The organism is Streptomyces sp. 12E (genome assembly GCF_055633275.1).
This window is the reverse complement of the sequence record NZ_JBVNCJ010000001.1, coordinates 1518499-1541038: the sequence shown is the minus strand read 5'-3', so window position 1 is coordinate 1541038 and position 22540 is coordinate 1518499. Positions and strand designations below refer to the sequence as shown.

The 22540-nt window shown below is 73.3% G+C and carries 24 protein-coding genes and 1 pseudogene; 12 read left to right on the top strand and 13 right to left on the bottom strand.

From position 1 onward, the window contains the following. The first annotated feature begins 83 nt into the window (after nt 1-83). Both ACZ8ZB_RS07250 and ACZ8ZB_RS07245 read left to right on the top strand, forming a co-directional pair. Nucleotides 84-1472 (top strand): aldehyde dehydrogenase family protein, encoded by a 1389-nt coding sequence (locus ACZ8ZB_RS07250; protein ID WP_470736868.1) that lies wholly within the window; start codon nt 84-86, stop codon nt 1470-1472. Nucleotides 1473-1488: 16 nt separating this feature from the next. Next, complete coding sequence (locus tag ACZ8ZB_RS07245; protein ID WP_470736867.1) at nt 1489-2574, top strand: Zn-dependent alcohol dehydrogenase; 1086 nt, start codon at nt 1489-1491, stop codon at nt 2572-2574. On the opposite strand, the gene ACZ8ZB_RS07240 is transcribed toward ACZ8ZB_RS07245, so the two are convergent. From ACZ8ZB_RS07240 to ACZ8ZB_RS07230, 3 genes are all read right to left on the bottom strand, one after another. Further along, the gene (locus ACZ8ZB_RS07240) at nt 2571-3503 is read right to left on the bottom strand and encodes a DMT family transporter (RefSeq protein WP_470741437.1); all 933 of its coding nucleotides are present in this window, start codon (nt 3501-3503) and stop codon (nt 2571-2573) included. The two genes, ACZ8ZB_RS07245 and ACZ8ZB_RS07240, sit on opposite strands and share 4 nt — an antisense overlap. A gap of 64 nt (nt 3504-3567) precedes the next feature. After that, on the bottom strand, nt 3568-4290 hold the full coding sequence (locus ACZ8ZB_RS07235; protein WP_470736866.1) for an ArsR/SmtB family transcription factor: 723 nt from the start codon (nt 4288-4290) through the stop codon (nt 3568-3570). A 164-nt stretch (nt 4291-4454) separates the two neighbouring features. After that, on the bottom strand, nt 4455-5105 hold the full coding sequence (locus ACZ8ZB_RS07230) for a TetR/AcrR family transcriptional regulator (protein WP_470736865.1): 651 nt from the start codon (nt 5103-5105) through the stop codon (nt 4455-4457). A gap of 95 nt (nt 5106-5200) precedes the next feature. On the opposite strand from ACZ8ZB_RS07230, the gene ACZ8ZB_RS07225 reads away from it, so the two are divergent. From ACZ8ZB_RS07225 to ACZ8ZB_RS07215, 3 genes are all read left to right on the top strand, one after another. Continuing rightward, the gene (locus tag ACZ8ZB_RS07225; RefSeq protein WP_470736864.1) at nt 5201-6352 is read left to right on the top strand and encodes an acyl-CoA dehydrogenase family protein; all 1152 of its coding nucleotides are present in this window, start codon (nt 5201-5203) and stop codon (nt 6350-6352) included. Nucleotides 6353-6411: 59 nt separating this feature from the next. Beyond that, nucleotides 6412-6699 (top strand): YiaA/YiaB family inner membrane protein, encoded by a 288-nt coding sequence (locus ACZ8ZB_RS07220; RefSeq protein WP_217130360.1) that lies wholly within the window; start codon nt 6412-6414, stop codon nt 6697-6699. A 71-nt stretch (nt 6700-6770) separates the two neighbouring features. After that, nucleotides 6771-7415, top strand: a complete 645-nt coding sequence (locus ACZ8ZB_RS07215; protein WP_470736863.1) for a TetR/AcrR family transcriptional regulator — start codon at nt 6771-6773, stop codon at nt 7413-7415. Here ACZ8ZB_RS07215 and ACZ8ZB_RS07210 read toward each other — a convergent pair. After that, the gene (locus ACZ8ZB_RS07210; RefSeq protein WP_470736862.1) at nt 7406-7867 is read right to left on the bottom strand and encodes a MaoC family dehydratase; all 462 of its coding nucleotides are present in this window, start codon (nt 7865-7867) and stop codon (nt 7406-7408) included. The two genes, ACZ8ZB_RS07215 and ACZ8ZB_RS07210, sit on opposite strands and share 10 nt — an antisense overlap. A gap of 130 nt (nt 7868-7997) precedes the next feature. On the opposite strand from ACZ8ZB_RS07210, the gene soxR reads away from it, so the two are divergent. Then, nucleotides 7998-8492, top strand: coding sequence for a redox-sensitive transcriptional activator SoxR (soxR, locus tag ACZ8ZB_RS07205; RefSeq protein WP_470736861.1), 495 nt, complete (start codon nt 7998-8000; stop codon nt 8490-8492). Nucleotides 8493-8666: 174 nt separating this feature from the next. On the opposite strand, the gene ACZ8ZB_RS07200 is transcribed toward soxR, so the two are convergent. Continuing rightward, entirely contained in the window at nt 8667-9269 is a 603-nt protein-coding gene (locus ACZ8ZB_RS07200; RefSeq protein ID WP_470736860.1) for a hypothetical protein, read from the bottom strand. A 353-nt stretch (nt 9270-9622) separates the two neighbouring features. Then, a complete protein-coding gene (locus ACZ8ZB_RS07195) occupies nt 9623-10870 on the bottom strand; it encodes an exo-beta-N-acetylmuramidase NamZ family protein (RefSeq protein ID WP_470736859.1) in 1248 nt (415 codons plus the stop codon). A gap of 168 nt (nt 10871-11038) precedes the next feature. On the opposite strand from ACZ8ZB_RS07195, the gene ACZ8ZB_RS07190 reads away from it, so the two are divergent. From ACZ8ZB_RS07190 to ACZ8ZB_RS07180, 3 genes are read left to right on the top strand one after another with little or no spacing between them, the layout of a single operon-like run. Continuing rightward, on the top strand, nt 11039-11812 hold the full coding sequence (locus ACZ8ZB_RS07190) for an SDR family oxidoreductase (RefSeq protein ID WP_470736858.1): 774 nt from the start codon (nt 11039-11041) through the stop codon (nt 11810-11812). Then, entirely contained in the window at nt 11809-12084 is a 276-nt protein-coding gene (locus ACZ8ZB_RS07185) for a hypothetical protein (protein ID WP_470741658.1), read from the top strand. The genes ACZ8ZB_RS07190 and ACZ8ZB_RS07185 overlap by 4 nt, the downstream gene beginning before the upstream one ends. Nucleotides 12085-12111: 27 nt before the next feature. Then, nucleotides 12112-12705, top strand: coding sequence for a TetR/AcrR family transcriptional regulator (locus ACZ8ZB_RS07180; RefSeq protein WP_470741436.1), 594 nt, complete (start codon nt 12112-12114; stop codon nt 12703-12705). Nucleotides 12706-12769: 64 nt separating this feature from the next. Here the strand turns inward: ACZ8ZB_RS07180 and ACZ8ZB_RS07175 are convergent, their stop codons facing one another. Together ACZ8ZB_RS07175 and ACZ8ZB_RS07170 are read right to left on the bottom strand one after the other, a co-directional pair. Beyond that, on the bottom strand, nt 12770-13984 hold the full coding sequence (locus tag ACZ8ZB_RS07175; RefSeq protein WP_470736857.1) for an acyl-CoA dehydrogenase family protein: 1215 nt from the start codon (nt 13982-13984) through the stop codon (nt 12770-12772). A 6-nt stretch (nt 13985-13990) separates the two neighbouring features. After that, nucleotides 13991-15013, bottom strand: a complete 1023-nt coding sequence (locus tag ACZ8ZB_RS07170) for a phosphotransferase family protein (RefSeq protein ID WP_470736856.1) — start codon at nt 15011-15013, stop codon at nt 13991-13993. Nucleotides 15014-15207: 194 nt separating this feature from the next. Between ACZ8ZB_RS07170 and ACZ8ZB_RS07165 the strand changes: the two genes are divergently transcribed. After that, nucleotides 15208-16134: an NADP-dependent oxidoreductase gene (locus ACZ8ZB_RS07165; protein ID WP_470736855.1), complete on the top strand. Its 927-nt coding sequence runs from the start codon at nt 15208-15210 to the stop codon at nt 16132-16134. 142 nt (nt 16135-16276) lie between these two features. Here ACZ8ZB_RS07165 and ACZ8ZB_RS07160 read toward each other — a convergent pair whose 3' ends face one another. From ACZ8ZB_RS07160 to ACZ8ZB_RS07150, 3 genes and pseudogenes are all read right to left on the bottom strand, one after another. Further along, the gene (locus ACZ8ZB_RS07160) at nt 16277-16612 is read right to left on the bottom strand and encodes a DUF202 domain-containing protein (RefSeq protein ID WP_470741435.1); all 336 of its coding nucleotides are present in this window, start codon (nt 16610-16612) and stop codon (nt 16277-16279) included. Then, the gene (locus ACZ8ZB_RS07155) at nt 16609-17001 is read right to left on the bottom strand and encodes a YidH family protein (protein ID WP_470736854.1); all 393 of its coding nucleotides are present in this window, start codon (nt 16999-17001) and stop codon (nt 16609-16611) included. Before ACZ8ZB_RS07155 ends, ACZ8ZB_RS07160 begins: the two co-directional genes overlap by 4 nt. A gap of 60 nt (nt 17002-17061) precedes the next feature. Next, nucleotides 17062-17609, bottom strand: a pseudogene (locus ACZ8ZB_RS07150) (NUDIX domain-containing protein). Nucleotides 17610-17864: 255 nt separating this feature from the next. Here ACZ8ZB_RS07150 and ACZ8ZB_RS07145 point away from each other — a divergent pair. Both ACZ8ZB_RS07145 and ACZ8ZB_RS07140 read left to right on the top strand, forming a co-directional pair. After that, on the top strand, nt 17865-18815 hold the full coding sequence (locus ACZ8ZB_RS07145) for a hypothetical protein (RefSeq protein WP_470736853.1): 951 nt from the start codon (nt 17865-17867) through the stop codon (nt 18813-18815). Between the two features lie 56 nt (nt 18816-18871). Further along, nucleotides 18872-20413, top strand: a complete 1542-nt coding sequence (locus ACZ8ZB_RS07140; protein WP_470736852.1) for an APC family permease — start codon at nt 18872-18874, stop codon at nt 20411-20413. 87 nt (nt 20414-20500) lie between these two features. On the opposite strand, the gene ACZ8ZB_RS07135 is transcribed toward ACZ8ZB_RS07140, so the two are convergent. Together ACZ8ZB_RS07135 and ACZ8ZB_RS07130 are read right to left on the bottom strand one after the other, a co-directional pair. Continuing rightward, complete coding sequence (locus tag ACZ8ZB_RS07135) at nt 20501-21898, bottom strand: GntT/GntP/DsdX family permease (protein ID WP_470736851.1); 1398 nt, start codon at nt 21896-21898, stop codon at nt 20501-20503. Nucleotides 21899-21980: 82 nt separating this feature from the next. Then, entirely contained in the window at nt 21981-22499 is a 519-nt protein-coding gene (locus ACZ8ZB_RS07130; protein WP_470736850.1) for a gluconokinase, read from the bottom strand. Between the last annotated feature and the right edge of the window lie 41 nt (nt 22500-22540).

Sequence of the window (22540 nt, the reverse complement as noted above, 5' to 3'; positions counted from 1 at the left end):
GCGCGGGAAAACTAACACCGCTAGTTTAGGGTCTCGACGAACTGAGCGGTCGGACACCGACACCCCGCCCCGGAGGAAGCGCGATGAAGGCACACGACGGCATGTACATCGACGGCGCCTGGCGCCCCGCCGCCGGCCCGGACGTGATCGAGGTGGTGAACCCGGCCGACGAACAGGTGATCGCCACCGTCCCCGCGGGCACGGTGGAGGACGTCGACGCCGCCGTGCGCGCCGCCCGCGCCGCCCTCCCCGCCTGGGCCGCCACCCCGCCCGCCGAGCGCGCCGCCCGCCTGGCCGCGCTGAGGGACGTGCTCGTGGCCCGGCGGGACGAGATCGCCGGGACGGTGACCGCCGAACTCGGTTCGCCCCTGAAGCTCTCGCAGGCCGTCCACGCGGGCGTGCCGATCGCCGTGGCCGGCTCGTACGCCGAGCTGGCGGCGACGTACGCCTTCGAGGAGAAGGTGGGCAACTCGACGGTCCTCCACGAGCCCGTCGGCGTGGTCGGCGCGATCACCCCCTGGAACTACCCGCTCCACCAGATCGTCGCCAAGGCCGCCCCCGCCCTCGCGGCCGGCTGCACCGTCGTCGTCAAGCCCGCCGAGGACACCCCGCTGGTCGCCCGGCTGTTCGCGCAGGCCGTGCACGAGTCCGGGATCCCGGCGGGCGTGTTCAACCTCGTCACCGGCCTCGGCCCGGTGGCCGGGCAGGCCCTCGTCGAGCACCCCGGCGTCGACCTGGTCTCCTTCACCGGTTCCACCGCCGTCGGCCGCCGCATCGGCGCGATCGCGACCGGCATGGTGAAGAAGGTCGCCCTCGAACTCGGCGGCAAGTCCGCCAACGTCATCCTGCCCGGCGCCGACCTGGCCCGCGCGGTCAACGTCGGCGTCGCCAACGTCATGTCCAACTCCGGCCAGACCTGCAGCGCCTGGACCCGCATGCTGGTCCACCAGGACCATTACGACGAGGCCGTGGAACTCGCCGCGGCCGCCGCCGCGAAGTACGGCGACCGCATCGGCCCGCTCGTCAACGCCGCGCAGCGGGAACGCGTACGCGGTTACATCGAGAAGGGTGTCGCCGAGGGCGCCCGGCTGGTCGCGGGCGGCCCCGACTCCCCGCACGAGAAGGGCTACCACGTCAGCCCCACGGTCTTCGCCGACGTCACCCCGGAGATGACCATCGCCCAGGAGGAGATCTTCGGCCCCGTCCTGTCGATCCTGCGCTACACGGACGAGGAGGACGCCCTGCGCATCGCCAACGGCACCGTCTACGGCCTGGCCGGTGCGGTCTGGGCCGGTGACGAGGCGGAGGCGGTGGCCTTCGCCCGCCGCATGGAGACCGGCCAGGTCGACATCAACGGCGGGCGCTTCAACCCGCTGGCCCCCTTCGGCGGTCACAAGCAGTCCGGTGTGGGCCGCGAACTCGGCGCCCACGGCCTGACCGAGTACCTCCAGACCAAGTCCCTCCAGTTCTAGGGGAGTCGTATCCGCCATGGCCGTACGTGCCGCCGTTCTGCCCGCCGTCGGTGCTCCTCTGGAGATCACCGGGATCGACCTGCCCGAACCCGGCCCCGGCCGGGTCCGCGTCCGGCTCGCCGCCGCCGGGGTCTGCCACTCCGACCTGTCCCTGTCCGACGGCACCATGCGCCTGCCCGTCCCGGCCGTCCTCGGCCACGAGGGCGCCGGCACGGTCGTCGCCGTCGGCGAGGGAGTCACCCACGTCGCGCCCGGTGACGGCGTGGTCCTCAACTGGGCGCCCTCCTGCGGCACCTGTCCCGCCTGCGCGCGCGGCGAGGTCTGGCTGTGCGCGGGCGCCCTGGCCGGCGCCGCCGAGGTGCACGCCCGCCGCGCCGACGACGGCACCGACCTGTACCCGGGGCTGAACGTCGCCGCGTTCGCCGAGGAGACGGTGGTGCCCGCCTCCTGCGTGCTGCCCGCCCCGGACGGCGTCCCGCTCACCGACGCCGCGCTGCTGGGCTGCGCGGTGCTCACCGGCTACGGCGCCGTCCACCACTCCGCGAAGGTGCGCCGAGGGGAGACGGTCGCGGTGTTCGGCGTCGGGGGAGTGGGCCTCGCGGCGCTCCAGTCGGCCCGGATCGCGGGCGCGTCCACGATCGTCGCGGTCGACGTCTCCCCGGAGAAGGAGGAACTCGCCCGTGCCGCGGGGGCCACCGACTACCTCGTGGCCTCCGACACCACCGCCCGGCGGATCCGCGCCCTCACCGGCAAGGAGGGCGTGGACGTGGCCGTGGAGTGCGTCGGCCGCGCGACCACCATCCGCACCGCCTGGGAGTCCACCCGGCGCGGCGGACGCACCACGGTCGTCGGCATCGGCGGCAAGGACCAGCGGGTCACCTTCAACGCCCTGGAGATCTTCCACTGGGGCCGCACCCTCTCCGGCTGCGTCTACGGCGACTCCGACCCGGCCCGCGACCTCCCGGTCCTCGCCGGACACGTCCGGGCCGGCCGCCTCGACCTCGGCGCCCTGGTCACCGGGCACATCGCCCTGGACGGCATCCCGGCCGCCTTCGACAACATGCTGGCCGGCAAGGGCGGGCGGGCGCTGGTGGTGTTCTAGCGCGGTTCGCGGGCGGCCTCCTCCCGGGGAGCCGGGACCGCGGCCGCCCGCGAACGGGACCGGGACACCGCCACGCCCGCGAGGCACAGCGCGCCGCCCACCAGGGTGAGCGGGCCCGGCACCTCGCCGAGCGCCAGCCACGACATCAGCACGACCAGCGCGGGCACCGCGTACGTGGTCGCGCCCATCCGGCTCGCGGTCGTGCGGGCCAGGGCGTAGGCCCAGGTGGTGAAGGCGAGGGCGGTCGGGAAGACGCCCAGGTAGACCATGTTGAGCGTGGCGGTGACCGGCGCGTCGGTGGCCTCCCGCACGAGCTGCCCGGCGAACGGCAGACAGGCCACCGCCCCCACCAGACACCCGTACGCCGTCACCTGCAACGGGCTCGCCGCGCCCAGCGCCGGCTTCTGCGCGACCACCCCGGCCGCGTACGCCACGGCCGCCAGCAGGCACAGCACCACGCCGAGCACCGAGGACCCGCCCTCGCCGGACATCGACAGCCCCACGGTCACCGCACCGGCGAACGACACGGCCATCCCCGCCAGCAGCCTCGGCGGCACCGAGTCCCCGAGCAGGCGGGCGCCGAGCAGGGCGATGAGGACCGGCCCGATGTTCACCACCAGCGCGGCCGTGCCGGCGTCCACCTGCTGCTCGCCCCAGTTGAGGGCCACCATGTAGAACCCGAACCAGAGCACCCCCGAGAGCAGGATCCCCCGCCGGGCCGGCCGCGGCGGGAGCCCCTCCCGCCGCAGCAGGCAGAACACGCCCAGCGTCAGCGCCCCGGCCAGCAGTCGGCCGAGCGCGAGCGCCCCCGGCGAGTACGCGGTCCCCGCACTGCGGATGGACACGAAGGCGGATGCCCACAGCACGACGGTGACACCGGCGGCACAGGCCGCGAGCATCCGGTCGCAACGGGGGGTGGGGACGTGCATCATGCTCCCGGGGCCAGGAGGGACAGGGTGGGACGCTCGCGGATTTCGGACGGGGGCCCGCCGGTCAGCGGAGGGCTTCCGTGCCGATCCCCAGCAGCTCGGACAGCGCACGTTCGCCCGTCTCCGTCACCTTCACCGCCCGCTCGGAGCCGATGCGCACGCACCACCCCGTCTCCAGGGCGTGCCGGCACAGGGCGGCGCCCGCCACTCCGGCGAGATGGGGGCGGCGCTCCGTCCAGTCCAGGCAGGCGCGGGCCAGCGGGCGCCGTCCGCGGCGGTCGAGGCCGATCCCCGCCGCACCGAACCAGCGCAGTCCCGCGTCGGTGAGCGCGAACCCGGTCTCCTGGACCAGCAGGCCCCGCGCGGTGAAGGCGTCCGCGACGGCGATGCCGAGCCGCCCGGCGAGATGGTCGTAGCAGGTGCGGCCACGAGCCATGGCGGCCCCGGCGCCCGCCTGCCGCAGCGTGCGCGGGCGTTCGGCGGCACCCGGGGCCACCTGCGCGGCCAGGTCCTCCACCAGCTGCGCGACCCGCGCGTCGGCCAGCCGTACGTACCGGTGCCGCCCCTGCCGCTCCTCGGACAGCAGCCCGCCCGCGACCAGTTTGCCCAGGTGCTCGCTCAGCGTGGAGGCGGCGACGCCGGCGTGCCGGGCCAGCTCGCCCGCGGTCCAGGCCCGCCCGTCCAGCAGGGCCAGCAGACACGCGGCCCGCGTCTCGTCGGCGGCCAGCGCGGCGAGCCGCGCGAGAGCGGCCGCCCGGGGGTCCTTGGTGGTCATGCCCCCCAGCATGGGGCACGGACACTTCGGCTCCCACCGAAACGTCCGGCCCCCGGAGGGGCGCGGGACCGTGCCGCGGACGACGGACGGCACGGCGCCGCACTCCCGGCACGGCGCCGCACTCCCGGCACGGCGCCGCACTCCCCGGCACGGCGCCGTACTCCCGGCACAACGGCTCAGGCGCCGGCCCGCACCTGCCCGTACTGCAGGACCAGCCCGTCCAGGAGAGCGGCCAGTCCCGCCTCGAAGGCCCGCTCGTCGACCTTCTCCTGCTGCTCGGCGAGCAGATGGGCCTGCCCGAGGTGCGGGTAGTCGGCGGGGTCGTAGGCGCTGGCGTCGTCCACGAAGCCGCCCGCGAAGGAGCCGAGCGCGGAACCCATGATGAAGTACCGCATCAGCGCGCCGATGGAGGTGGCCTGCGCGGGCGGCCAGCCGGCCTCGACCATCGCGCCGTAGACCGCGTCGGCCAGCCGCAGCGCCGCCGGACGGCGGCCCGGACCGCGGGCCAGGACCGGGACGATGTTCGGGTGGTCGCGCAGCGCGGCCCGGTAGGAGACCGCCCAGTCGTGCAGTGCGGTCCGCCAGTCCCGGCCGTCCTCGAACATCGACAGGTCGACCAGCGCGCTCACCGAGTCGGCCACCGCCTCCAGGATCTCGTCCTTGGTGCGGAAGTGGTTGTAGAGCGAGGGGCCGCTCACCCCCAGTTCCGCGGCGAGCCGGCGCGTGGAGACGGCCGCGAGGCCCTCCGCGTCCACCAGCGCACGGGCCGCACCGACGATCCGGTCGGTGCTGAGCAAGGGCTTGCGCGGTCGGGCCATGGCGCACATAGTAGGACCGCGACAGGAAACTAGCAGTGCTAATTTAAAGGTGCACGGTCTTTCGGATGTGCACGGCAAGCGGATCCCCCATGGAGTGACTCGGTATGAACCTGGAGCTCGACGAGGAGCAGGAGGCCGTCCGCCGGCTCGCCCGGGACTTCGTGGAGCGCGAGGTCGTGCCCCACGCCACCGCCTGGGACCGTGCCGAGGAGGTCGACCGCGGCATCGTGAAGAAGCTCGGCGAGGTCGGCTTCCTGGGGCTGACGATCGACGAGGAGTACGGCGGCAGCGGCGGCGACCACCTCGCGTACTGCCTGGTCACCGAGGAACTGGGCCGCGGCGACTCGTCCGTGCGCGGCATCGTCTCCGTCTCCCTCGGCCTGGTCGCCAAGACGATCGCCGCCTGGGGGAGCGAGGAGCAGAAACGCGCCTGGCTGCCGGGCCTCACCTCCGGGGAGCGCGTCGGCTGCTTCGGCCTCACCGAGCCGGGCACCGGCTCCGACGCAGGGAACCTCACCACCCGCGCGGTGCGCGACGGCGACGTGTACGTCGTCAACGGCGCCAAGATGTTCATCACCAACGGCACCTGGGCCGACGTCGTCCTGCTCTTCGCCCGCTCCACCGACGCCCCCGGACACAAGGGCGTCTCCGCCTTCCTCGTCCCCGCCGACACCCCCGGCCTGACCCGCCGCGCCGTCCACGGCAAGCTCGGCCTGCGCGGCCAGGCCACCGCCGAACTGGTCCTCGAGGATGTGCGCGTGCCCGCCTCCGCGATGCTGGGCGAGGAGGGCAAGGGCTTCTCGGTCGCCATGTCCGCCCTCGCCAAGGGCCGGATGTCGGTCGCGGCCGGCTGCGTCGGCATAGCGCAGGCCGCCCTGGAGGCGGCCGTGCGGTACGCGGGGGAGCGGGAGCAGTTCGGGAAGGTCATCGCCCGGCATCAGCTCGTCCAGGAGCTGATCAGCGACATCGCCGTGGACGTCGACGCGGCCCGGCTGCTCACCTGGCGGGTGGCCGACCTGGTCGACCGGGGCCGGCCCTTCGCCGTCGAGTCCTCCAAGGCCAAGCTCTTCGCCTCGGAGGCGGCCGTCCGCGCCGCCAACAACGCCCTGCAGGTCTTCGGCGGCTACGGCTACATCGACGAGTACCCGGCTGGCAAACTCCTGCGCGACGCGCGCGTGATGACCCTCTACGAGGGCACCAGCCAGATCCAGAAGCTGGTCATCGGACGTGCGCTGACCGGGGTTTCGGCGTTCTGAGTACGCCCTGAGTACCTGAGCGGATGTGGCCGCGGACACACCCGCCGATGCTTGTCCCCATGAGCGACACACCGGTCAAGCAGCAGAGCACGGCCGCCTTCTACGGCCAGGCCGTCGCGTCCTTCGGAGTGGCCATGGGCGCCACCGCGGTCGGCATCTTCAACCTCGACACCGACGCCTGGGTCCGCGCCTTCCTGGGTATCGCCGTTCTGTACCTCGTCACCTCCGCCTTCACCCTGGCCAAGGTCATCCGTGACCGCCAGGAGGCCGGGCAGATCGTCAACCGGGTCGACCAGGCCCGTCTGGAGAAGCTGCTCGCCGAGCACGACCCGCTGCAGAAGCTGTGACGACGGGCACGCTAAGCGAGCGCTCACCCTTGCCGGTATGGTGTTGTCCCTGCCAGCGAATGAGGTGAGCGATGAGTACGGCGGAGGAGACGGCCGGAGCCGAGGCGCAACCGTGGGGTGAGGTCACGCCCGACGCGGCCCGGCGGCTGCTGCTCGCCGCCGTGGAGGCGTTCGCGGAGCGCGGTTACCACGCCACGACGACCCGCGACATCGCGAGCCGCGCCGGGATGAGCCCGGCCGCGCTCTACATCCACTACAAGACCAAGGAAGAGCTGCTCCACCGCATCAGCAGGATCGGCCACGAGAAGGCCGTCGCGATCCTGCGCACGGCGGCCCGCGCCGAGGGCGCCCCGAGCCGGCGGCTCGCCGAGGCGGTCAGCTCCTTCGTCCGCTGGCACGCGGGGGGCCGCACCACCGCCAGGGTCGTGCAGTACGAGCTCGACTCGCTCGGTCCCGAGGCCCGCGCCGAGATCCTCGCACTGCGCCGACAGGTCGACGCCGAGGTGCGCGGGATCATCGAGGAGGGCGTGCGTTCCGGCGAGTTCGACGTCATCGACGTCCAGGGCACCACGCTCGCCGTGCTCTCCCTGTGCATCGACGTGGCCCGCTGGTTCAACGTCGACGGCCCCCGCACCCCCGAGGAGGTCGGCGCGCTCTACGCCGACCTCGTGCTCCGGATGGTCGGGGCCGGGGAGGCCGGTCCCGCTCAGAGGTAGTAGCGGGCCACCGACTCGGCCACGCACACCGGCTTGTCGCCGCCCTCGCGCTCCACGGTGAACGTCGTGGCCACCTGGACGCCGCCCGGCACCTCGTCGACGGAGGTGATCGTCGCGGTGGCGCGCACCCGCGAGCCGACCGGGACCGGGGCGGGGAAGCGCACCTTGTCGGTGCCGTAGTTGACGCCCATCCTCACGCCCTCGACGGAGATCAGCTGCGGGCCGAACAGCGGCAGCAGCGACAGCGTCAGGTAGCCGTGCGCGATGGTCGTCCCGAACGGTCCCGCCGCGGCCTTCTCCGGGTCGACGTGGATCCACTGGTGGTCCCCGGTGGCCTCGGCGAACAGGTCGATCCGCTTCTGGTCGACCTCCAGCCAGTCGGTGTACCCCAGCTGCTCGCCCACCGCCGCCTTCAGGTCGTCGACGGACGTGAAGATCCTCGGCTCTGCCATGTCCCGGCCTCTCGCGTCACGTAGTAGCAGCGCACCGGCGTGCGCATGCCTAAGCAACTGCTTAGCATGGTGCGCGGGGCGGTCCCTGTCAACGACGGCCGTCCGCCGGACGGGTGGGTAGGGTTCGGGGGTGCCCCAGCTTCCCGAGAAGATCCACGAGCTCACGGTCGGCCAGCTCTCCGCGCGCAGCGGCGCCGCCGTCTCGGCCCTGCACTTCTACGAGTCCAAGGGCCTGATCGGCAGCCGTCGCACCTCGGGCAACCAGCGCCGCTACAGCCGTGACACCCTGCGCCGGGTCGCCTTCATACGGGCCGCCCAGCGCGTCGGCATCCCGCTCGCCACGATCCGCGGGGCGCTCGCCGAACTGCCCGAGGAACGCACGCCCACCCGCGACGACTGGGCGCGCCTGTCCGAGGCGTGGCGCTCGGAGCTGGACGAACGCATCAAGCAGCTCAACCGGCTGCGCGACCACCTCACGGACTGCATCGGCTGCGGCTGCCTCTCGCTGGAGAGCTGCGTCCTGTCCAACCCGGACGACGTCTTCGGCGACCGCCTGACGGGCTCCCGCCTGCTGGCGGAACCCGGCGGCACGCGCCGTGGCGACCGACCGGAGGGCAAGCGGTGAGTCCGGCCGCACTCCCGTGAGCGCGGGTCGTCGCGCCTCCCCCGCTCGAGCGCGGCCGGGAGCGGGAGGCGCCCTGTGGGCGCCGGCGAGCGGATCGTGCCGCCCTGGGCGCTCCCCGGAGTCAGGGGGCGCGGCATCCCCTGCGCGCCCCCTGTCCCCGTCGCTCCCCGCCTCTCAGGCCGGCACCAGCAGCCTCGCCCTGCGGGCGTCCGCCAGGGCCTGAGAGGTGAGCACGGGGCGCGGCACCAGGATTCCGCAGTCCGTGCAGACCGGGCCCGTCGACGGCTCGTGGTCCAGGTCGAAGCGCCACACGAGCCGTTCCCCCCGGCACACGGGGCAGGCCGTACCCGGCTCGCGCTCCAGCGCGGTTATCAGCCGCCGCAGCACCTCGGCCAGCGGCTCGCGCGGATGCACCCGTGGATCGTCGCACCAGGCCACGCCGAAACCGCCCCAGGTCAGCCGGTGCCAGTCGTCCACGCTGCCGGGCCTGCGCAGCCCGTCGTGCTTCTCCTTCCTGCGGCGCTCGGCGAACTCCACCTCATAGGCCAGCCAGACCGCCCGGGCCTCCTCCAGCTCCTCCAGCGCGGCCACGAGCCGCGCCGGGTCGACGGAGCGGTCCTCGGGATCGAACCCGGCCCGCGAGCACAGATGGTCCCAGGTCGCCCTGTGCCCGTAGGGAGCGAATCGCTCGAGGCACTTGCGCAGCGAATAGCGCCGCAGTGCCAGATCGCACCGCGGATCTCGGACCTGTCTCGCCAGACTCCGGAAACCGGCCATCGTCCTGCACCTCCGTCACACCTGCACCTGTAATCCGGTCACTTCGGCGTCGTCGAACGGACGTCGCCGAATAGACGTGTCGACACGCGAATCGGCTCCATCCCCTTTCGACGGCCCCCTCAGCCGGCCGCAAGGGCTCGCGGTCAACTCCCGTGATCCCTGCTTCAGTTGTGGCCATCCACGGGGGTACCGGCGGTAACCCGCTCCGTGTCCTCCCCGTGGGGAGAAGTCCCTCCTCGACAGTCTGAGAACTCCCGGCGGCTTCCACGGGTTCCTGAAGACACCGCCGGTATGCACGACCGACGCAAAACGGCGGCGGGCCGCCGCCCGCCGCCGTCCCGCACCACCCGCTCTCAGCGGTAGAGCAGGTACCCCCGCCGCGTCCTTCGGAACCTCGCCAGCTCCTCCTGCCAGCCGGCCACCACCTCGTCCGTGTCCGCGCCAGCGTCGATCATGGTGCGCACGCGTGCGGAGCCGGTGAGCTTGTCGATCCAGTGGTCCGGGCGCCAGGCGAAGCCGCTCCACGATCGCTTGGCGGTGATCAGCAGCCCGATCCCGGTCCGCACCGGATCGAACGCCTCCCGGTCGTGCACGTGCACCTGGACGCCCCCGACGGTCCTCCCCTGGAACTTGGAGAACGCCGGCGCGAAGTACGCCTCCCGGAAGCGGACGCCCGCGAGCCCCAGCGCGTTCGCCGCCTCCGCCCAGCGCCCGTCGATCCCCTCCGCACCCAGCAGCTCGAACGGCCGGGTGGTCCCGCGCCCCTCCGACAGGTTCGTCCCCTCGAACAGGCACGTCCCCGGATACGCCAGCGCCGTCTTTGGCGTCGGCATGTTCGGGCTCGGCGGCACCCACGGCAGTCCCGAGGCGTCGTAGAAGTCCGACCGCCGCCAGCCCGACATCGTCACGGTCTCCAGCGGCACCGGCGTCGTCAGGAACTCCCCGTTGAACAGCAGCGCCAGCTCCGCCACCGTCATCCCGTGCGCCTGGGAGATCGGCTGCCGGCCGACGAACGTCGCGAACTCCTCGTGCAGCACCGGGCCCAGCGCGGCCCGCCCGGTCACCGGGTTCGGCCGGTCGAGGACGACGAACCGCCTGCCCGCGAGCGCGGCCGCCTCCATGCAGTCGAACAGGGTCCAGATGTACGTGTAGAACCGCGCGCCGACGTCCTGGATGTCGAAGACGACCGTGTCCGCACCGGACGCCGTGAAGACGTCGGCGAGTGCCTGACCGCTCTTCAGGTACGTGTCGTAGACGGGCAGACCGGTCGCCGGGTCGTCGTGGCGGCCCTCCGAGCCGCCCGCCTGGGCGGTGCCCCGGAAGCCGTGCTCGGGTCCGAAGACGGCGGTCAGGTCCACCCGGTCGTCGGCGTGCATCACGTCGACGATGTGGCGTGCGTCCCGGGTGACGCCCGTCGGGTTGGTGACCACGCCCACGCGCCGGCCGTCGAGCGGGGCGTAGCCGTCCGCGGCGAGCCGTTCGAACCCGGTGCGCAGCCGTCGGCCACCCCCGTGCGCCGGTCCGGAAGCGGCGGCGGCCGGCGCGGCGGAGGCCGCGACCGCGGCCGTGGTGGCGAGCAGGCTCCGTCTGGACAGCTTCATGCGGTGACCTCCGTGATCGCGGCGGGTGTCATGCCCACGCACGCTAGCGCGCCCGGCCGTCCCGCGTGGCGAACCGGACCGGCCCCGCGCGGAACGCCCCTTCCACCGGGCATACCGACCGGTTAGTCTGACGCCGGTAGCCGCTGGGAGCCGCGTCGAAGGAGACCGATGGTGCAAGCCGGGCAGGGTGCGAAGGTGGTCGTCACGGGAGCCGGTGGCGGCATCGGGGCGGCGCTCGCCCGCCGCTTCGCCGACCGGGGGGCGCGGGTCGTCGTCAACGACCTGGACCCCGGCCGCGCGAAGGCCGTCGCCGAGGAGATCGGCGGCTTGGCCGTTCCCGGCGACGCCTCCTCGATCGTCGCCGAGGCCCGTGACGCGCTCGGCGGCACGGTCGACGTGTACTGCGCCAACGCGGGCGTCGGCCGCGACGGCGGGGAGCCCGGGGAGCCGCTCGACGAGCAGGGCTGGGCGCTCTCCTGGGACGTCAACGTCATGGCGCACGTCCGCGCGGCGCACGCGCTGCTCCCGGACTGGCTGGAGCGCGGCAGCGGACGCTTCGTCTCCACCGTCTCCGCCGCCGGACTGCTCACCATGATCGGCACCGCCCCCTACAGCGTCACCAAGCACGGCGCCTACGCCTTCGCCGAGTGGCTGTCACTGACGTACCGCCACCGCGGGGTGAAGGTCCACGCGATCTGCCCGCAGGGCGTGCGCACCGACATGCTCGACGCCAGCGGCAGCGCGGGCGACCTGGTCCTCAAGCCGACCGCGATCGAACCGGAGGACGTGGCCGACGCCCTCTTCCGCGGCATGGAGGAGGACCGCTTCCTGATCCTCCCGCACCCGGAGGTCGCCGAGTACTACCAGGCCCGCGCCGCCGACCCCGACCGCTGGATCTCCGGCATGAACCGTATCCAGCAGCACTGGGAGGCCACCCGGTGACCGCCTCCGGCCACGCCGCCGAGCCCCGGCCGGCCCTCCTCGCCGACGCCCGGCGCGCCCCCGTGGAGCCCTCCGGCCCCCTGGCGCACGCCCTGCGCCGCGCGCGGCCGGGGCGCGGCGGGGCGGACCCGGCCGCACTCGCCGCGCCCCGCGAGGAGAGACTGGCCGCCTGCGCGTGTCCGCGCCGGGTGGAGATCCTGCCGGACCCGCCGAAGACGGCCAGTGGGAAGATCCTCCGGCGGGAACCGCGTTCCCCGGCCCACGAGAACTAGCAGCGACAAGGAAGGCGGGTGGCGGCAGTGCCCAGGACGACGGACGGTGACGGAGTTCCTGTGCCTCAGCGGCTCCTGGCCGCCGCCACCCGGCTCTTCGCCGAGCGGGGCTACGACCGCACCTCGGTGCAGGAGATCGTCGAGGCGGCCGGCGTCACCAAGGGGGCGCTCTACCACTACTTCGGTTCCAAGGACGACCTGCTGCACGAGGTGTACGCGCGCGTGCTGCGCCTCCAGCAGGAACGCCTGGACCGCTTCGCGGACGCCGACGAGCCGGTCGAGAAGCGGCTGCGCGACGCGGCGGCCGACGTGGTCGTCACCACGATCGAGAACCTCGACGACGCGTCGATCTTCTTCCGTTCCATGCACCACCTCGGCCCGGAGAAGAACAAGCAGGTGCGCGCCGAGCGCCGCCGCTACCACGAACGCTTCCGCGCGCTGATCGAGGAGGGCCAGCGGGAGGGCGTCTTCTCCACGGCGACCCCGGCCGACCTGGTGGTCGACTACCACTTCGGCTCCGTGCACCACCTGTCGACCTGGTACCGCCCCGACGGCCCGCTCGGCCCGCAGGAGGTCGCCGACCACCTGGCGGACCTGCTGCTGCGGGCCCTGCGCCCCTGAGCCGCCCCGCCCCCTCCACGGTCCGCGGCCCGCCGGCGCCGGCGGGCCGCGGACCGCTGCGGGCTCACAGGTGCTTCTTCAGCTCCCGGCGCGCCAGCGACCGCTGGTGCACCTCGTCCGGGCCGTCGGCGATCATCAGCGTGCGGGCGCCGGCGTACAGCTCGGCCAGCGGGAAGTCCTGGCTGACCCCGCCCGCGCCGTACAGCTGGATCGCGCGGTCGAGGATGCCGACGACCGTGCGCGGGGTGGCGATCTTGATGGCCTGGATCTCCGTGTGGGCGCCCCGGTTGCCGACGGTGTCCATCATCCAGGCCGTCTTCAGCACCAGCAGCCGCAGCTGTTCGACCGCCACGCGCGCGTCGGCGATCCAGTTCTGCACCACGCCCTGCCGCGCCAGCGCCTTGCCGAAGGCGTCACGCGACACCGCCCGCCGGCACATCAGCTCGATGGCCCGCTCCGCCATGCCGATCAGCCGCATGCAGTGGTGGATCCGGCCCGGGCCGAGCCGGGCCTGCGCGATGGCGAAACCGCCGCCCTCCTCGCCGATCAGGTTCGACACCGGCACGCGCGCGTGGTCGAAGACCACCTCGGCGTGCCCGCCGTGGTAGTGGTCCTCGTAGCCGAACACCCGCATGGCGCGCTCGATCGTGACGCCCGGGGTGTCACGCGGGACCAGCACCATGGACTGCTGACGGCGGATGTCCGCCCCGTCCGGCTCGGTCTTGCCCATCACGATGAAGACGGCGCAGTCCGGGTGCATCGCCCCGGAGATGTACCACTTGCGGCCGGTGACGACGTACTCGTCGCCGTCCCGCTCGATGCGGGTGGTGATGTTGGTGGCGTCCGAGGAGGCCACCTCCGGCTCGGTCATCGCGAACGCCGAGCGGATCTCACCGGCCAGCAGCGGCTGGAGCCACTGCTTGCGCTGCGCCTCGTCGCCGAACTGCGCCAGCACCTCCATGTTCCCGGTGTCGGGCGCCGCGCAGTTGGTGACGGTCGGCGCGAGCTGCGGGGAGCGGCCCATGATCTCGGCGAGCGGGGCGTACTGGAGGTTCGTCAGACCGGCGCCGTACTCGGAGTCGGGCAGGAACAGGTTCCACAGCCCCTGCCGGCGGGCCTCGGCCTTCAGTTCCTCCACCACGGGGACGTTCTCCCACGGCGAGTCCAGCCCGGCACGCTGCTCGTGGACGACCGCTTCGGCCGGGTAGACGTACTCGTCCATGAAGGCGAGCAGCTTGGCGCGCAGCTCCTCGGTGCGCGCGTCGAACGCGAAGTCCATGGTTCCTCAGCCTTCCTGAAGGGTGGTCAGACCGTGCCGGACGAAGACCGGGACCAGATCGCCGATGCGGTCGAAGCCGCGGCCCACCGTCTGGCCCAGCGTGTAGCGGTAGTGGATGCCCTCCAGGATCACGGCGAGCTTGAACCAGGCGAACGCCGTGTACCAGGACACCGCGGAGACGTCGCGCCCCGACCGTGCGGCGTACCGCTCGATCAGCTCGGCGGGCAGGGGGTGCCCGGGCGCCTCGGCGGTCGTGGAGACGGGGGAGTCCGGCATGCCCAGGGGGCTGCTGTACATCACCAGCAGTCCCAGGTCCGTCAGCGGGTCGCCGAGCGTGGACATCTCCCAGTCGAGGACGGCCTTGATCGCGTCGTCCTCCCCGATCAGCACGTTGTCGAGGCGGTAGTCGCCGTGCACCACGGCGGGCGCGGGGGAGACGGGCAGTTCGCGCCCGAGCGCCGCGTGCAGCTCGTCGATGCCGGCCAGCTCCCGGTTGCGGGAGGCGTCCAGCTGCTTGCCCCAGCGCCGCAGCTGCCGGTCCAGGAACCCCTCGGGCCGGCCGAAGTCCGCGAGACCCACCTCGCCGGGTTCCACCGCGTGCAGCTCGACCAGCGTGTCCACCAGGTTCAGCACCGCGTCCCGGGTGCGCCCGGCGCCGAGCGGGGCGAGCTGGCCGGCCGTCCGGTACGGGGTGCCCTCGACGAAGTCCATGACGTAGAACGGCGCCCCGAGCACCTCCTCGTCCTCGCACAGCAGCACGGTGCGCGGCACCGGCACGGCGGTCGGGTGCAGCGCGCTGATCACCCGGTGCTCGCGCCTCATGTCGTGCGCGGTGGCCAGGACGTGGCCGAGCGGGGGACGCCGTACGACCCACCGGGAGCTGTCGTCGGAGACCATGTACGTGAGGTTCGACCTGCCGCCCTCGATCAGCCGGCCGGCGAGCGGGCCGTTCACCAGGCCGGGCCGCTCCCGTTCGAGCAGGCCGCGCAGCCGGTCGAGATCGAGTCCGGGCGGGTGGTCGGTGCTCATCGTCGCTCCTCCGGGCGGGAAACAGTACCCGCCTTATGATGCCGACCGGTCGGTATGCCGTCCAGAGCGGCGGCCGAACGTGATCGGGGCCACGGCGGGCGCGCCCTGCCCGCGAGCGTCCGGCCGCCACGCGAATGGCGCACACCAAGCCGTTCGGCTTGCACGGCGCGCACGGACACCGGAGGGTCGGACCCATGAAGGCGATCAGCTACTCCCGGTACGGCGGCCCCGAAGTGCTCGGCCTCGGAGAGGTCGACGACCCCAGGGTCGGCCCCGACTCGGTCCTGGTGAAGGTGCGGGCGGCGGCCGTCAACCCGGTCGACTGGAAGTGCCGCGAGGGCCATCTCGACCCGGTCCTCCAGCCGGTGTTCCCGGTCGTCCCCGGCTGGGACGTCTCGGGCGTGGTCGTCCAGCCGGGTCCCGCCGTACCGGAGTTCGCCGTCGGCGACGAGGTCATCGGCTACGTGCGCCAGGACGTCCTCGCGCACGGCACCTTCGCCGAGTACGTGGCCGCCCCGGTGCGCGCCCTCGCGCGCAAGCCGCGCGCCCTGTCCTTCGAGGAGGCGGCCGGTCTCCCGCTCGCGGGGCTCACCGCCCACCAGGTGCTGCACCGCGTCCTCGAGGTCAAGCGGGGCGAGACCGTCCTGGTGCACGCCGCGGCCGGCGGCGTCGGATCCATCGCCGTCCAGCTCGCCGCCCACCTCGGCGCCCGGGTCATCGGCACGGCGAGCGAGCGCAACCACGACTTCGTGCGCGGGCTGGGCGGGGAGCCGGTGAGCTACGGCGAGGGCCTGGCCGAGCGGGTGCGGGGGCTGGCGCCCGAGGGCGTGGACGCGGTGTTCGACACGGTGGGCGGCGACGCCCTCAAGGCCTCCGCCAACCTGCTGGCGCCCGAGGGCCGCCTGGCCTCGATCGTCGACCCCGAGGTGGTGAGCTACGGCGGCCGCTACTGGTTCGTCCGTCCCGACCCCCAGGACCTCCGGTACCTCTCCGACCTGGCGGACCAGGGCACGGTCACCGTCCACGTCTCGGAAACCTTCCCCCTGGAACGAGCGGCGGACGCCCACCGCCTGAACCAGGAGGGGCGCACCCGGGGCAAGATCGTGGTGACGGTGAGCTGACTCGGCCCGTCCGGCTCGACCAACCCGTCCGGCACCCCGCAGCCCGTCCGGCGTTCGAGGACAAGGGGGTCCGGGGCGCGGCCCCGGGGACGGGAAGGGAAGGGGCGGCGGGGGCGAGGAACCACTGAGCCCCCGCCCCGCCTCACCCCGACCCGACAAGCACCGCCCCGCACCCGGCCATGGCCACCGTGCAGACCACCACGACCGCCGCACACGGCGAACCAAGCGCCCCCGGCGCACCCACGACCGCCAGCCCCCGGATCCGCCGGTGGGCGATCCACAGAAACCCCAGCCAACAGGCACAGCACAGCGCGCACGCCACCACCCCGGCCCCCGACACCCCACCCGTCAGCGCCGTCCTCACGGCCAGCACGGCCGCGACCGTGGCCGACAGCGTCGTACGCCGCCACGCGAGCCGGGTCCGCTCGGGCTGCAGCCCCGGATCCCGCTCCGCGGCCCGAGCCGCCGCCCCGCTCACCCGTCCCACCCGAAGAGCACCACGGCGACCATCGCCACGGCCACCACCGCCACCACGAGGCTCAGCAGCGCCGGGAACCGCGACACCGGCAGGTCCTCCCCCCGCCGCATCGCCCGCTCGCACCGCACCCAGTGGTTGACCGCCCGCAACGCGCACAGCGCCCCCGCGGCCAGCAGCGCCAGGGCCAGCCCGACCCGCCACCCCCAGCGCAGATCCGGCAGGAACTGGTCCACGGCGAACCCGCCCCCGATCAACGCGAGCGCGGTGCGCAGCCACGCGAGGAACGTCCGCTCGTTCGCCAGCGAGAACCGGTAGTCGGGCGTGTCGCCCTCCCGCCGCACCTCGCCGGGCGCGAACCACAACCGGGCGTTCCGCACAAAGTCGATCACGCGGGCGACCCTACCGGGGCCGCCCCCGCGGCGGGCCGGCGGCCGGGGACGGAGCCCCGCTCAGCCCTCGGGCCGCCCCGACGGATCCGACCGCCCGGCCCGTCCCGACCGGTACGCCTTGAGCCGCCCGTACGCCGCCGGCCCCTCCGGGGTCCACTCCCACTGCCCGAGCCGCCGCTCCAGCTCCGCCTCCGGCAGGAAGTCCCCCAGGCCACCTCCTCCGCCTGCGGCCGTACGGGCCGGTCGCAGCGCACCTCGTACACCGCCGACCACCAGCTGTGGCCGGCCCCGTCGTCGTACAGGAACGTGAAGAGGCGCCCGGGACGCGGCAGTCCGCGCACGCCCAGTTCCTCCTCGGCCTCGCGCAGCGCGGCCTCGTCGTAGCTCTCGCCCGCGCCGACCACCCCGCCGACGAACATGTCGTACAGGGAGGGGAAGACCTGCTTGGCCGCGGTGCGGCGGTGGACGAAGACCCGCCCCCCGGCGTCCCGGAGGAGGACGAGGGCGCAGCGGTGGCGCAGCCCTCGCGCGTAGGCCTCCCCACGCGGGGACCGCCCGACCACCCGGTCGTTCCCGTCGAGGATGTCGATGATCTCCTCAGCGCTCATGCGGCCATCCGAGCAGCGGCCGGACCCGCCCGGCCGCTCGCCCCGCCAGGGCGGCCTTCCGGCCCCGGCCGCCACAAGTGGCGTGTTTGTGACCGCAGTTGACGCGAGTAACGCAGGGGACGCCCTTGACGTGATCCGTTGGCGGGCGGTTTGCTGTGCGTGACCGGCCCATGGCGTTCGGCAGCCGACCACTGCCGTACCGACCACCCGCCGCGAGCCGGCGACCACACGAAGAGCGCGTGAGGAAGTCCCGCGGTGCCCCCACCCCCGCCTCCCCTCGGCCGTGCCCGCAGACGGGCGGCACAGGCCTTCGACGAGGCCCTCGACGACGCCGAACTCGTCGCCGCGCGGACCGCGCTGGCCCAGGGCCGGTGGCAGAACACCCGCTCGCTGCTGGTCCGCACGGGGGAGGACTGGGACCGCCGGGGCCACCGCGTCACGGTGCTCGCCCGGGAGTCGTACTGCGCCGCCTGGGCCCGCGAGTGGCTGCTCGCCGAACCCGACTCCGGTGACGCGTCCGTGCTGTTCGCCCTGGCCCAGGTGCGGCGCGCGCTGCACGGCAGGGAGAAACCGGCCCGTGCCCGCGAGGCCTGCCACCGGGCGGCGGAGCTCGTGCCCGCCGACCCCACACCCTGGCTCGGACTGCTCCTGCTGGAGTGCGTCCAGGGGGCCGAGGGGGACGTGGTCCGGCTCTTCGAGCGGATCCGCACCCGGTACGCGGACCACCACCACGCCCACCACCTGCTGGTCGCCTGGCTCGCCGAGCGCCGCGTGGAGGCGGGCCCGGACCCGCTGCACGAGGTGTACGACTTCGCCAACTGGGCCGCCGAACAGGCGCCCGCCGACTCGCCGCTGGCGATCCTGCCGGTCATCGCGCACGCCGAGCGCTACCGCGCCCTGGCCGCCGCCGGACACGAACCCGCCGACCCGGTCGCCTCCGGGCACTGGGTCGGCCGTCGCGCCCGGCAGGTGATGAAGGCCGCCTTCGACTGGTGGCTGGAGTGGGAGCACGAAGGTCACCCGCGCCGCCTGGTCGACCTCAACTTCCTCGCCCACGCCAAGGTCTGCGAGGGCCGGGGCGCCGAGGCGGCCGCCCTCTTCCACCGCATCGGCGACCACGCCACGCCCGCCCCCTGGTCGTACCCCGGCCGTGACGCCCTGACCGCCTTCCGCACCGCCCGCGCCGCAGCCCTGGGCACGGCCTGACCCGAGTCCTCACCCCCGCCCGCCGCAACCACCACCGACCCAAGGACGGTTTCGAGATGACGACGGACAGCACGAGCACGAGCAGAGCGTCCGCCGAGGGCATCAGCACCTTCAAGGGGCAGGAGCGCGCCCTGCGCGCCGACCGCCTCGGTACGGGGGGCCTGCTGCTCTCCGTCCTCGCCGCGACCGCCCCCCTCATGGTGGTCGCGGGTGTCATGCCCACCACATTCGCGGTGATGGGCATCGTCGGCCAGCCGCTGCTCTTCGTGGCCCTCGGCGTCGTACTGGTCCTCTTCAGCCTCGGCTACGCCGAGATGAGCCGGCACGTCCACAACGCCGGCGCCTTCTACGCCTACATCTCCCGCGGACTCGGCGGCACCGCCGGAGCGGGCGCCGCGCTCGTCGCGCTCGTCGCCTACAACTCCCTCCAGGTCGGCATCTACGGCATCTTCGGCTTCGAGGTCTCCGGCCTCCTCGCCACCTACGCCGACCTCGAGGTCGCCTGGTGGATACCGGCGCTGGTGGCCGTGCTCGCCGTCGGCGCGCTGGGCTGGCTGAAGATCGACGTCAACGCGCGCCTGCTCGGCGTGCTGCTGGTCATCGAGGTGCTGCTGGTCGTCGTCTTCGACATAGCCGCCGTCGCCGACCCCGGAAAGGAGGGCCTGTCGCTGCACGCCTTCAACCCGGACACGCTCACCGGCGCCGGCGTCGGCACCGCCCTGTGCTTCTGCATCGCCGCCTTCCTCGGCTTCGAACAGGCCCCCGTCTACGCCGAGGAGACCAGCAGGCCGCACGAGGTCGTGCCGCGCGTGATGTTCCTCGCGGTCACCGGCGTCGCCGTCTTCTTCGCCCTCAGCAGCTGGGCGCTCACCGTCGCCACCGGCCCCTCCGGGATCGTCGGCGCCTCCCAGGAGCAGAGCGCGGGACTGCTGTTCTTCCTCACCGAGGACCGGCTCGGCTCCACCTTCACCGACGTCCTGCACGTCCTGTTCGTGACCGGCATGTTCGCGGCCATGCTCAGCTTCCACAACGTCGTCGCCCGGTACGCCTTCGCCATGGGCCGCGAGGGCCTGCTGCCCGCCGCCTTCGGCCGCACCACCGGCACCAGCGGCGCCCCCGGCACCGGCTCCCTGCTCCAGACCGTCATCGCCGCCGTGCTCGTCCTCGCCTTCGCGCTCACCGACGACAAGCCGACCGGCGACCCGACCGCACCGGTCCTGCACCTGTTCACCTGGGGCGGCAACGTCGGCGCGCTCGGCGTGATCGTGCTGATGGCCATCGCCTCCCTGTCCGTCGTCGTCTTCTTCGTCCGGCGCGGCGCCGCGGGCGCGCAGAGCCGACGGCTGGTCACCTCCGCGCTGGCGGGCGTCGCCCTGGCCGTCATCGCGGGTTACACGGTCAAGGACTTCGACGTCCTGGTCGGCGCCGGACCCGGCTCCGCGCTGAGCTGGATCCTGCCCGGCATCATCGGGCTCGCCCTGGTCGCCGGCCTGGTCCAGGGCGCCGTCCTGCGCGCCCGCGCCCCCGAGAAGCACGCCCGCATCGGACTCGGCAACGAGGCGTTCCAGCTGGAGAAGGAGGCCGAGCGCACTCCGTAGGGCGCTGTCGCGCCCCTGGGACGCGCACGGGCCCCGGCACCTCGTCGAGGTGCCGGGGCCCGTGGCCGGCGCGCCGGAAAGCGGCCGCTAGATGATCAGCGACAGCAGCAGCACCAGGGCGCCGGCGACCACCGAGATGATCGTCTCCATGATCGACCAGGTCTTGATCGTCTGCCCGACGTCCAGCCCGAAGTACTCCTTCACCAGCCAGAAACCGGCGTCGTTGACGTGGCTGAAGAACAGCGAACCGGCACCGATCGCCAGCACCAGCAGGGCCGCGTGCGTGGTCGACATGTCGGCTGCCAGCGGGGCCACCAAACCGGCCGCCGAGACGGTCGCCACCGTCGCCGAACCGGTCGCCAGCCGGATCGCCACCGCGATCAGCCAGGCCAGCAGCAGCGCCGGGATCGACCAGTCCTCGGAGATCTCCAGGATCATCCGGCCCACACCGGTGTCGATCAGCGTCTGCTTGAAACCGCCGCCCGCGCCGACGATCAGCAGGATGCCCGCGATCGGCGCGAGACTCTTCTCGACCAAGTGCTGCATCCGCTCCTTGCTGAACCCGGCGGGCATACCGAGGGTGAAGATGCCGACCAGCACGGCCGCGAGCAGGGCGATCAGCGGGGAGCCGATCACGTCGAACACGCGCTGGACGGAGTTCTCGGGGTCGTCGACGACGATGTCGACCAGTGCCTTGGCCAGCATCAGCACGACCGGCAGCAGGATCGTGGCCAGCGTCGCGCCGAAGCTCGGACGCTTCTCCAGGTCCTCGGAGGGCCGCTGCGGGATCATCCGTTCGGGGGCGGGGACGTCCACCCAGCGGGCGGCGTACTTCGAGAACAGCGGACCGGCGATGACGACCGTCGGTATCGCGACGAGCACGCCCAGCGCCAGCGTCACACCGAGGTTGGCGTCGACGGCGTCGATCGCGACCAGCGGGCCGGGGTGCGGCGGCACCAGACCGTGCATCACGGACAGACCGGCGAGCGCCGGGATGCCGATGCGCATCAGGGAGTAGTTGCCGCGCTTGGCGACCATCAGCACCACCGGGATCAGCAGCACCACGCCGACCTCGAAGAACAGCGGCAGACCGATCACCGAGGCGATCAGCACCATCGCCCACGGCATGGAACGGCCGCTCGCCTTCGCGAGGATGGTGTCGACGATCTGGTCGGCACCGCCGGAGTCGGCGAGCATCTTGCCGAGGATCGCGCCGAGGGCGATCAGCACGCCCACGCCGGCGACGGTGGAGCCGAGTCCGGCACTGAAGCTGGTGATGACCTTGTCGAGCGGCGCGCCGGCGAAGGCGCCGAGCGCCAGTGTCCCGATGGTCAGCGACAGGAAGGCGTGCAGCTTGAACTTGGTGATGAGCAGGACGATGACGGCGATGCCCAGCAGCACGGCGATGCCCAGCTGGGCGTGGCCGGCCGAGGTGATCGACTCGGGTGCGTCCGCTGCCAGCATCTCAACGCTGAGTCTGGTCACGGTGGTTCCTTGCGTGTACAGGGGAGCGGGGGAGGGACCGGGGAGGTGGGGCGCCCCGGGAACCGGGGGTCCGGCCGGGGACCTACGGGGTGGGTTCGGGAAGGGCGTCCAGGGCGGTGGCCGCCCGTCCGCTGATCTCCTCGGGGCTGCCCGTCACGTCCACGGCGACTCCGGCCTCGTCCGGTTCCAGCGGCTGGAGCGTGGCGAACTGGGAGTCGAGCAGCGCCGTGGGCATGAAGTGGCCCTGCCGGTGCGACATCCGGTCCTCGATGAGCGCGCGGTCACCGGTGAGGTGCACGAAGACCACGCCGGGCGCGGCGGCCCGCAGCCGGTCGCGGTAGGACCGCTTCAGCGCGGAGCAGCTGACCACCCCGCCGAGACCGGCCCGGCCGTGGGCCCAGTCGCCGATGGCGTCGAGCCAGGGCCACCGGTCGTCGTCGGTGAGCGGGGTACCGGCCGACATCTTGGCGATGTTGGCGGGCGGGTGGAAATCGTCGCCCTCGGCGTACGGGACGCCGAACCGGGCCGCGAGCAGGGGACCGATGGTGGTCTTCCCGGTGCCCGCGACGCCCATGACCACGACGACATGGGGGGTGTTCATCGCTGCCTCGCTGTCTGATGTCTTCGTCGACACGTGATGTC

What these genes read in the sequence shown, in the direction of transcription:
- ACZ8ZB_RS07250 (WP_470736868.1), top strand. Translation starts at nt 84, where the DNA reads ATGAAGGCACACGACGGCATGTACATCGACGGCGCCTGGCGCCCCGCC.
- ACZ8ZB_RS07245 (WP_470736867.1), top strand. Translation starts at nt 1,489, where the DNA reads ATGGCCGTACGTGCCGCCGTTCTGCCCGCCGTCGGTGCTCCTCTGGAG.
- ACZ8ZB_RS07240 (WP_470741437.1), bottom strand. Translation starts at nt 3,503, where the DNA reads ATGCACGTCCCCACCCCCCGTTGCGACCGGATGCTCGCGGCCTGTGCC.
- ACZ8ZB_RS07235 (WP_470736866.1), bottom strand. Translation starts at nt 4,290, where the DNA reads ATGCTGGGGGGCATGACCACCAAGGACCCCCGGGCGGCCGCTCTCGCG.
- ACZ8ZB_RS07230 (WP_470736865.1), bottom strand. Translation starts at nt 5,105, where the DNA reads ATGTGCGCCATGGCCCGACCGCGCAAGCCCTTGCTCAGCACCGACCGG.
- ACZ8ZB_RS07225 (WP_470736864.1), top strand. Translation starts at nt 5,201, where the DNA reads ATGAACCTGGAGCTCGACGAGGAGCAGGAGGCCGTCCGCCGGCTCGCC.
- ACZ8ZB_RS07220 (WP_217130360.1), top strand. Translation starts at nt 6,412, where the DNA reads ATGAGCGACACACCGGTCAAGCAGCAGAGCACGGCCGCCTTCTACGGC.
- ACZ8ZB_RS07215 (WP_470736863.1), top strand. Translation starts at nt 6,771, where the DNA reads ATGAGTACGGCGGAGGAGACGGCCGGAGCCGAGGCGCAACCGTGGGGT.
- ACZ8ZB_RS07210 (WP_470736862.1), bottom strand. Translation starts at nt 7,867, where the DNA reads ATGGCAGAGCCGAGGATCTTCACGTCCGTCGACGACCTGAAGGCGGCG.
- ACZ8ZB_RS07200 (WP_470736860.1), bottom strand. Translation starts at nt 9,269, where the DNA reads ATGGCCGGTTTCCGGAGTCTGGCGAGACAGGTCCGAGATCCGCGGTGC.
- ACZ8ZB_RS07195 (WP_470736859.1), bottom strand. Translation starts at nt 10,870, where the DNA reads ATGAAGCTGTCCAGACGGAGCCTGCTCGCCACCACGGCCGCGGTCGCG.
- ACZ8ZB_RS07190 (WP_470736858.1), top strand. Translation starts at nt 11,039, where the DNA reads ATGGTGCAAGCCGGGCAGGGTGCGAAGGTGGTCGTCACGGGAGCCGGT.
- ACZ8ZB_RS07175 (WP_470736857.1), bottom strand. Translation starts at nt 13,984, where the DNA reads ATGGACTTCGCGTTCGACGCGCGCACCGAGGAGCTGCGCGCCAAGCTG.
- ACZ8ZB_RS07170 (WP_470736856.1), bottom strand. Translation starts at nt 15,013, where the DNA reads ATGAGCACCGACCACCCGCCCGGACTCGATCTCGACCGGCTGCGCGGC.
- ACZ8ZB_RS07165 (WP_470736855.1), top strand. Translation starts at nt 15,208, where the DNA reads ATGAAGGCGATCAGCTACTCCCGGTACGGCGGCCCCGAAGTGCTCGGC.
- ACZ8ZB_RS07140 (WP_470736852.1), top strand. Translation starts at nt 18,872, where the DNA reads ATGACGACGGACAGCACGAGCACGAGCAGAGCGTCCGCCGAGGGCATC.
- ACZ8ZB_RS07130 (WP_470736850.1), bottom strand. Translation starts at nt 22,499, where the DNA reads ATGAACACCCCCCATGTCGTCGTGGTCATGGGCGTCGCGGGCACCGGG.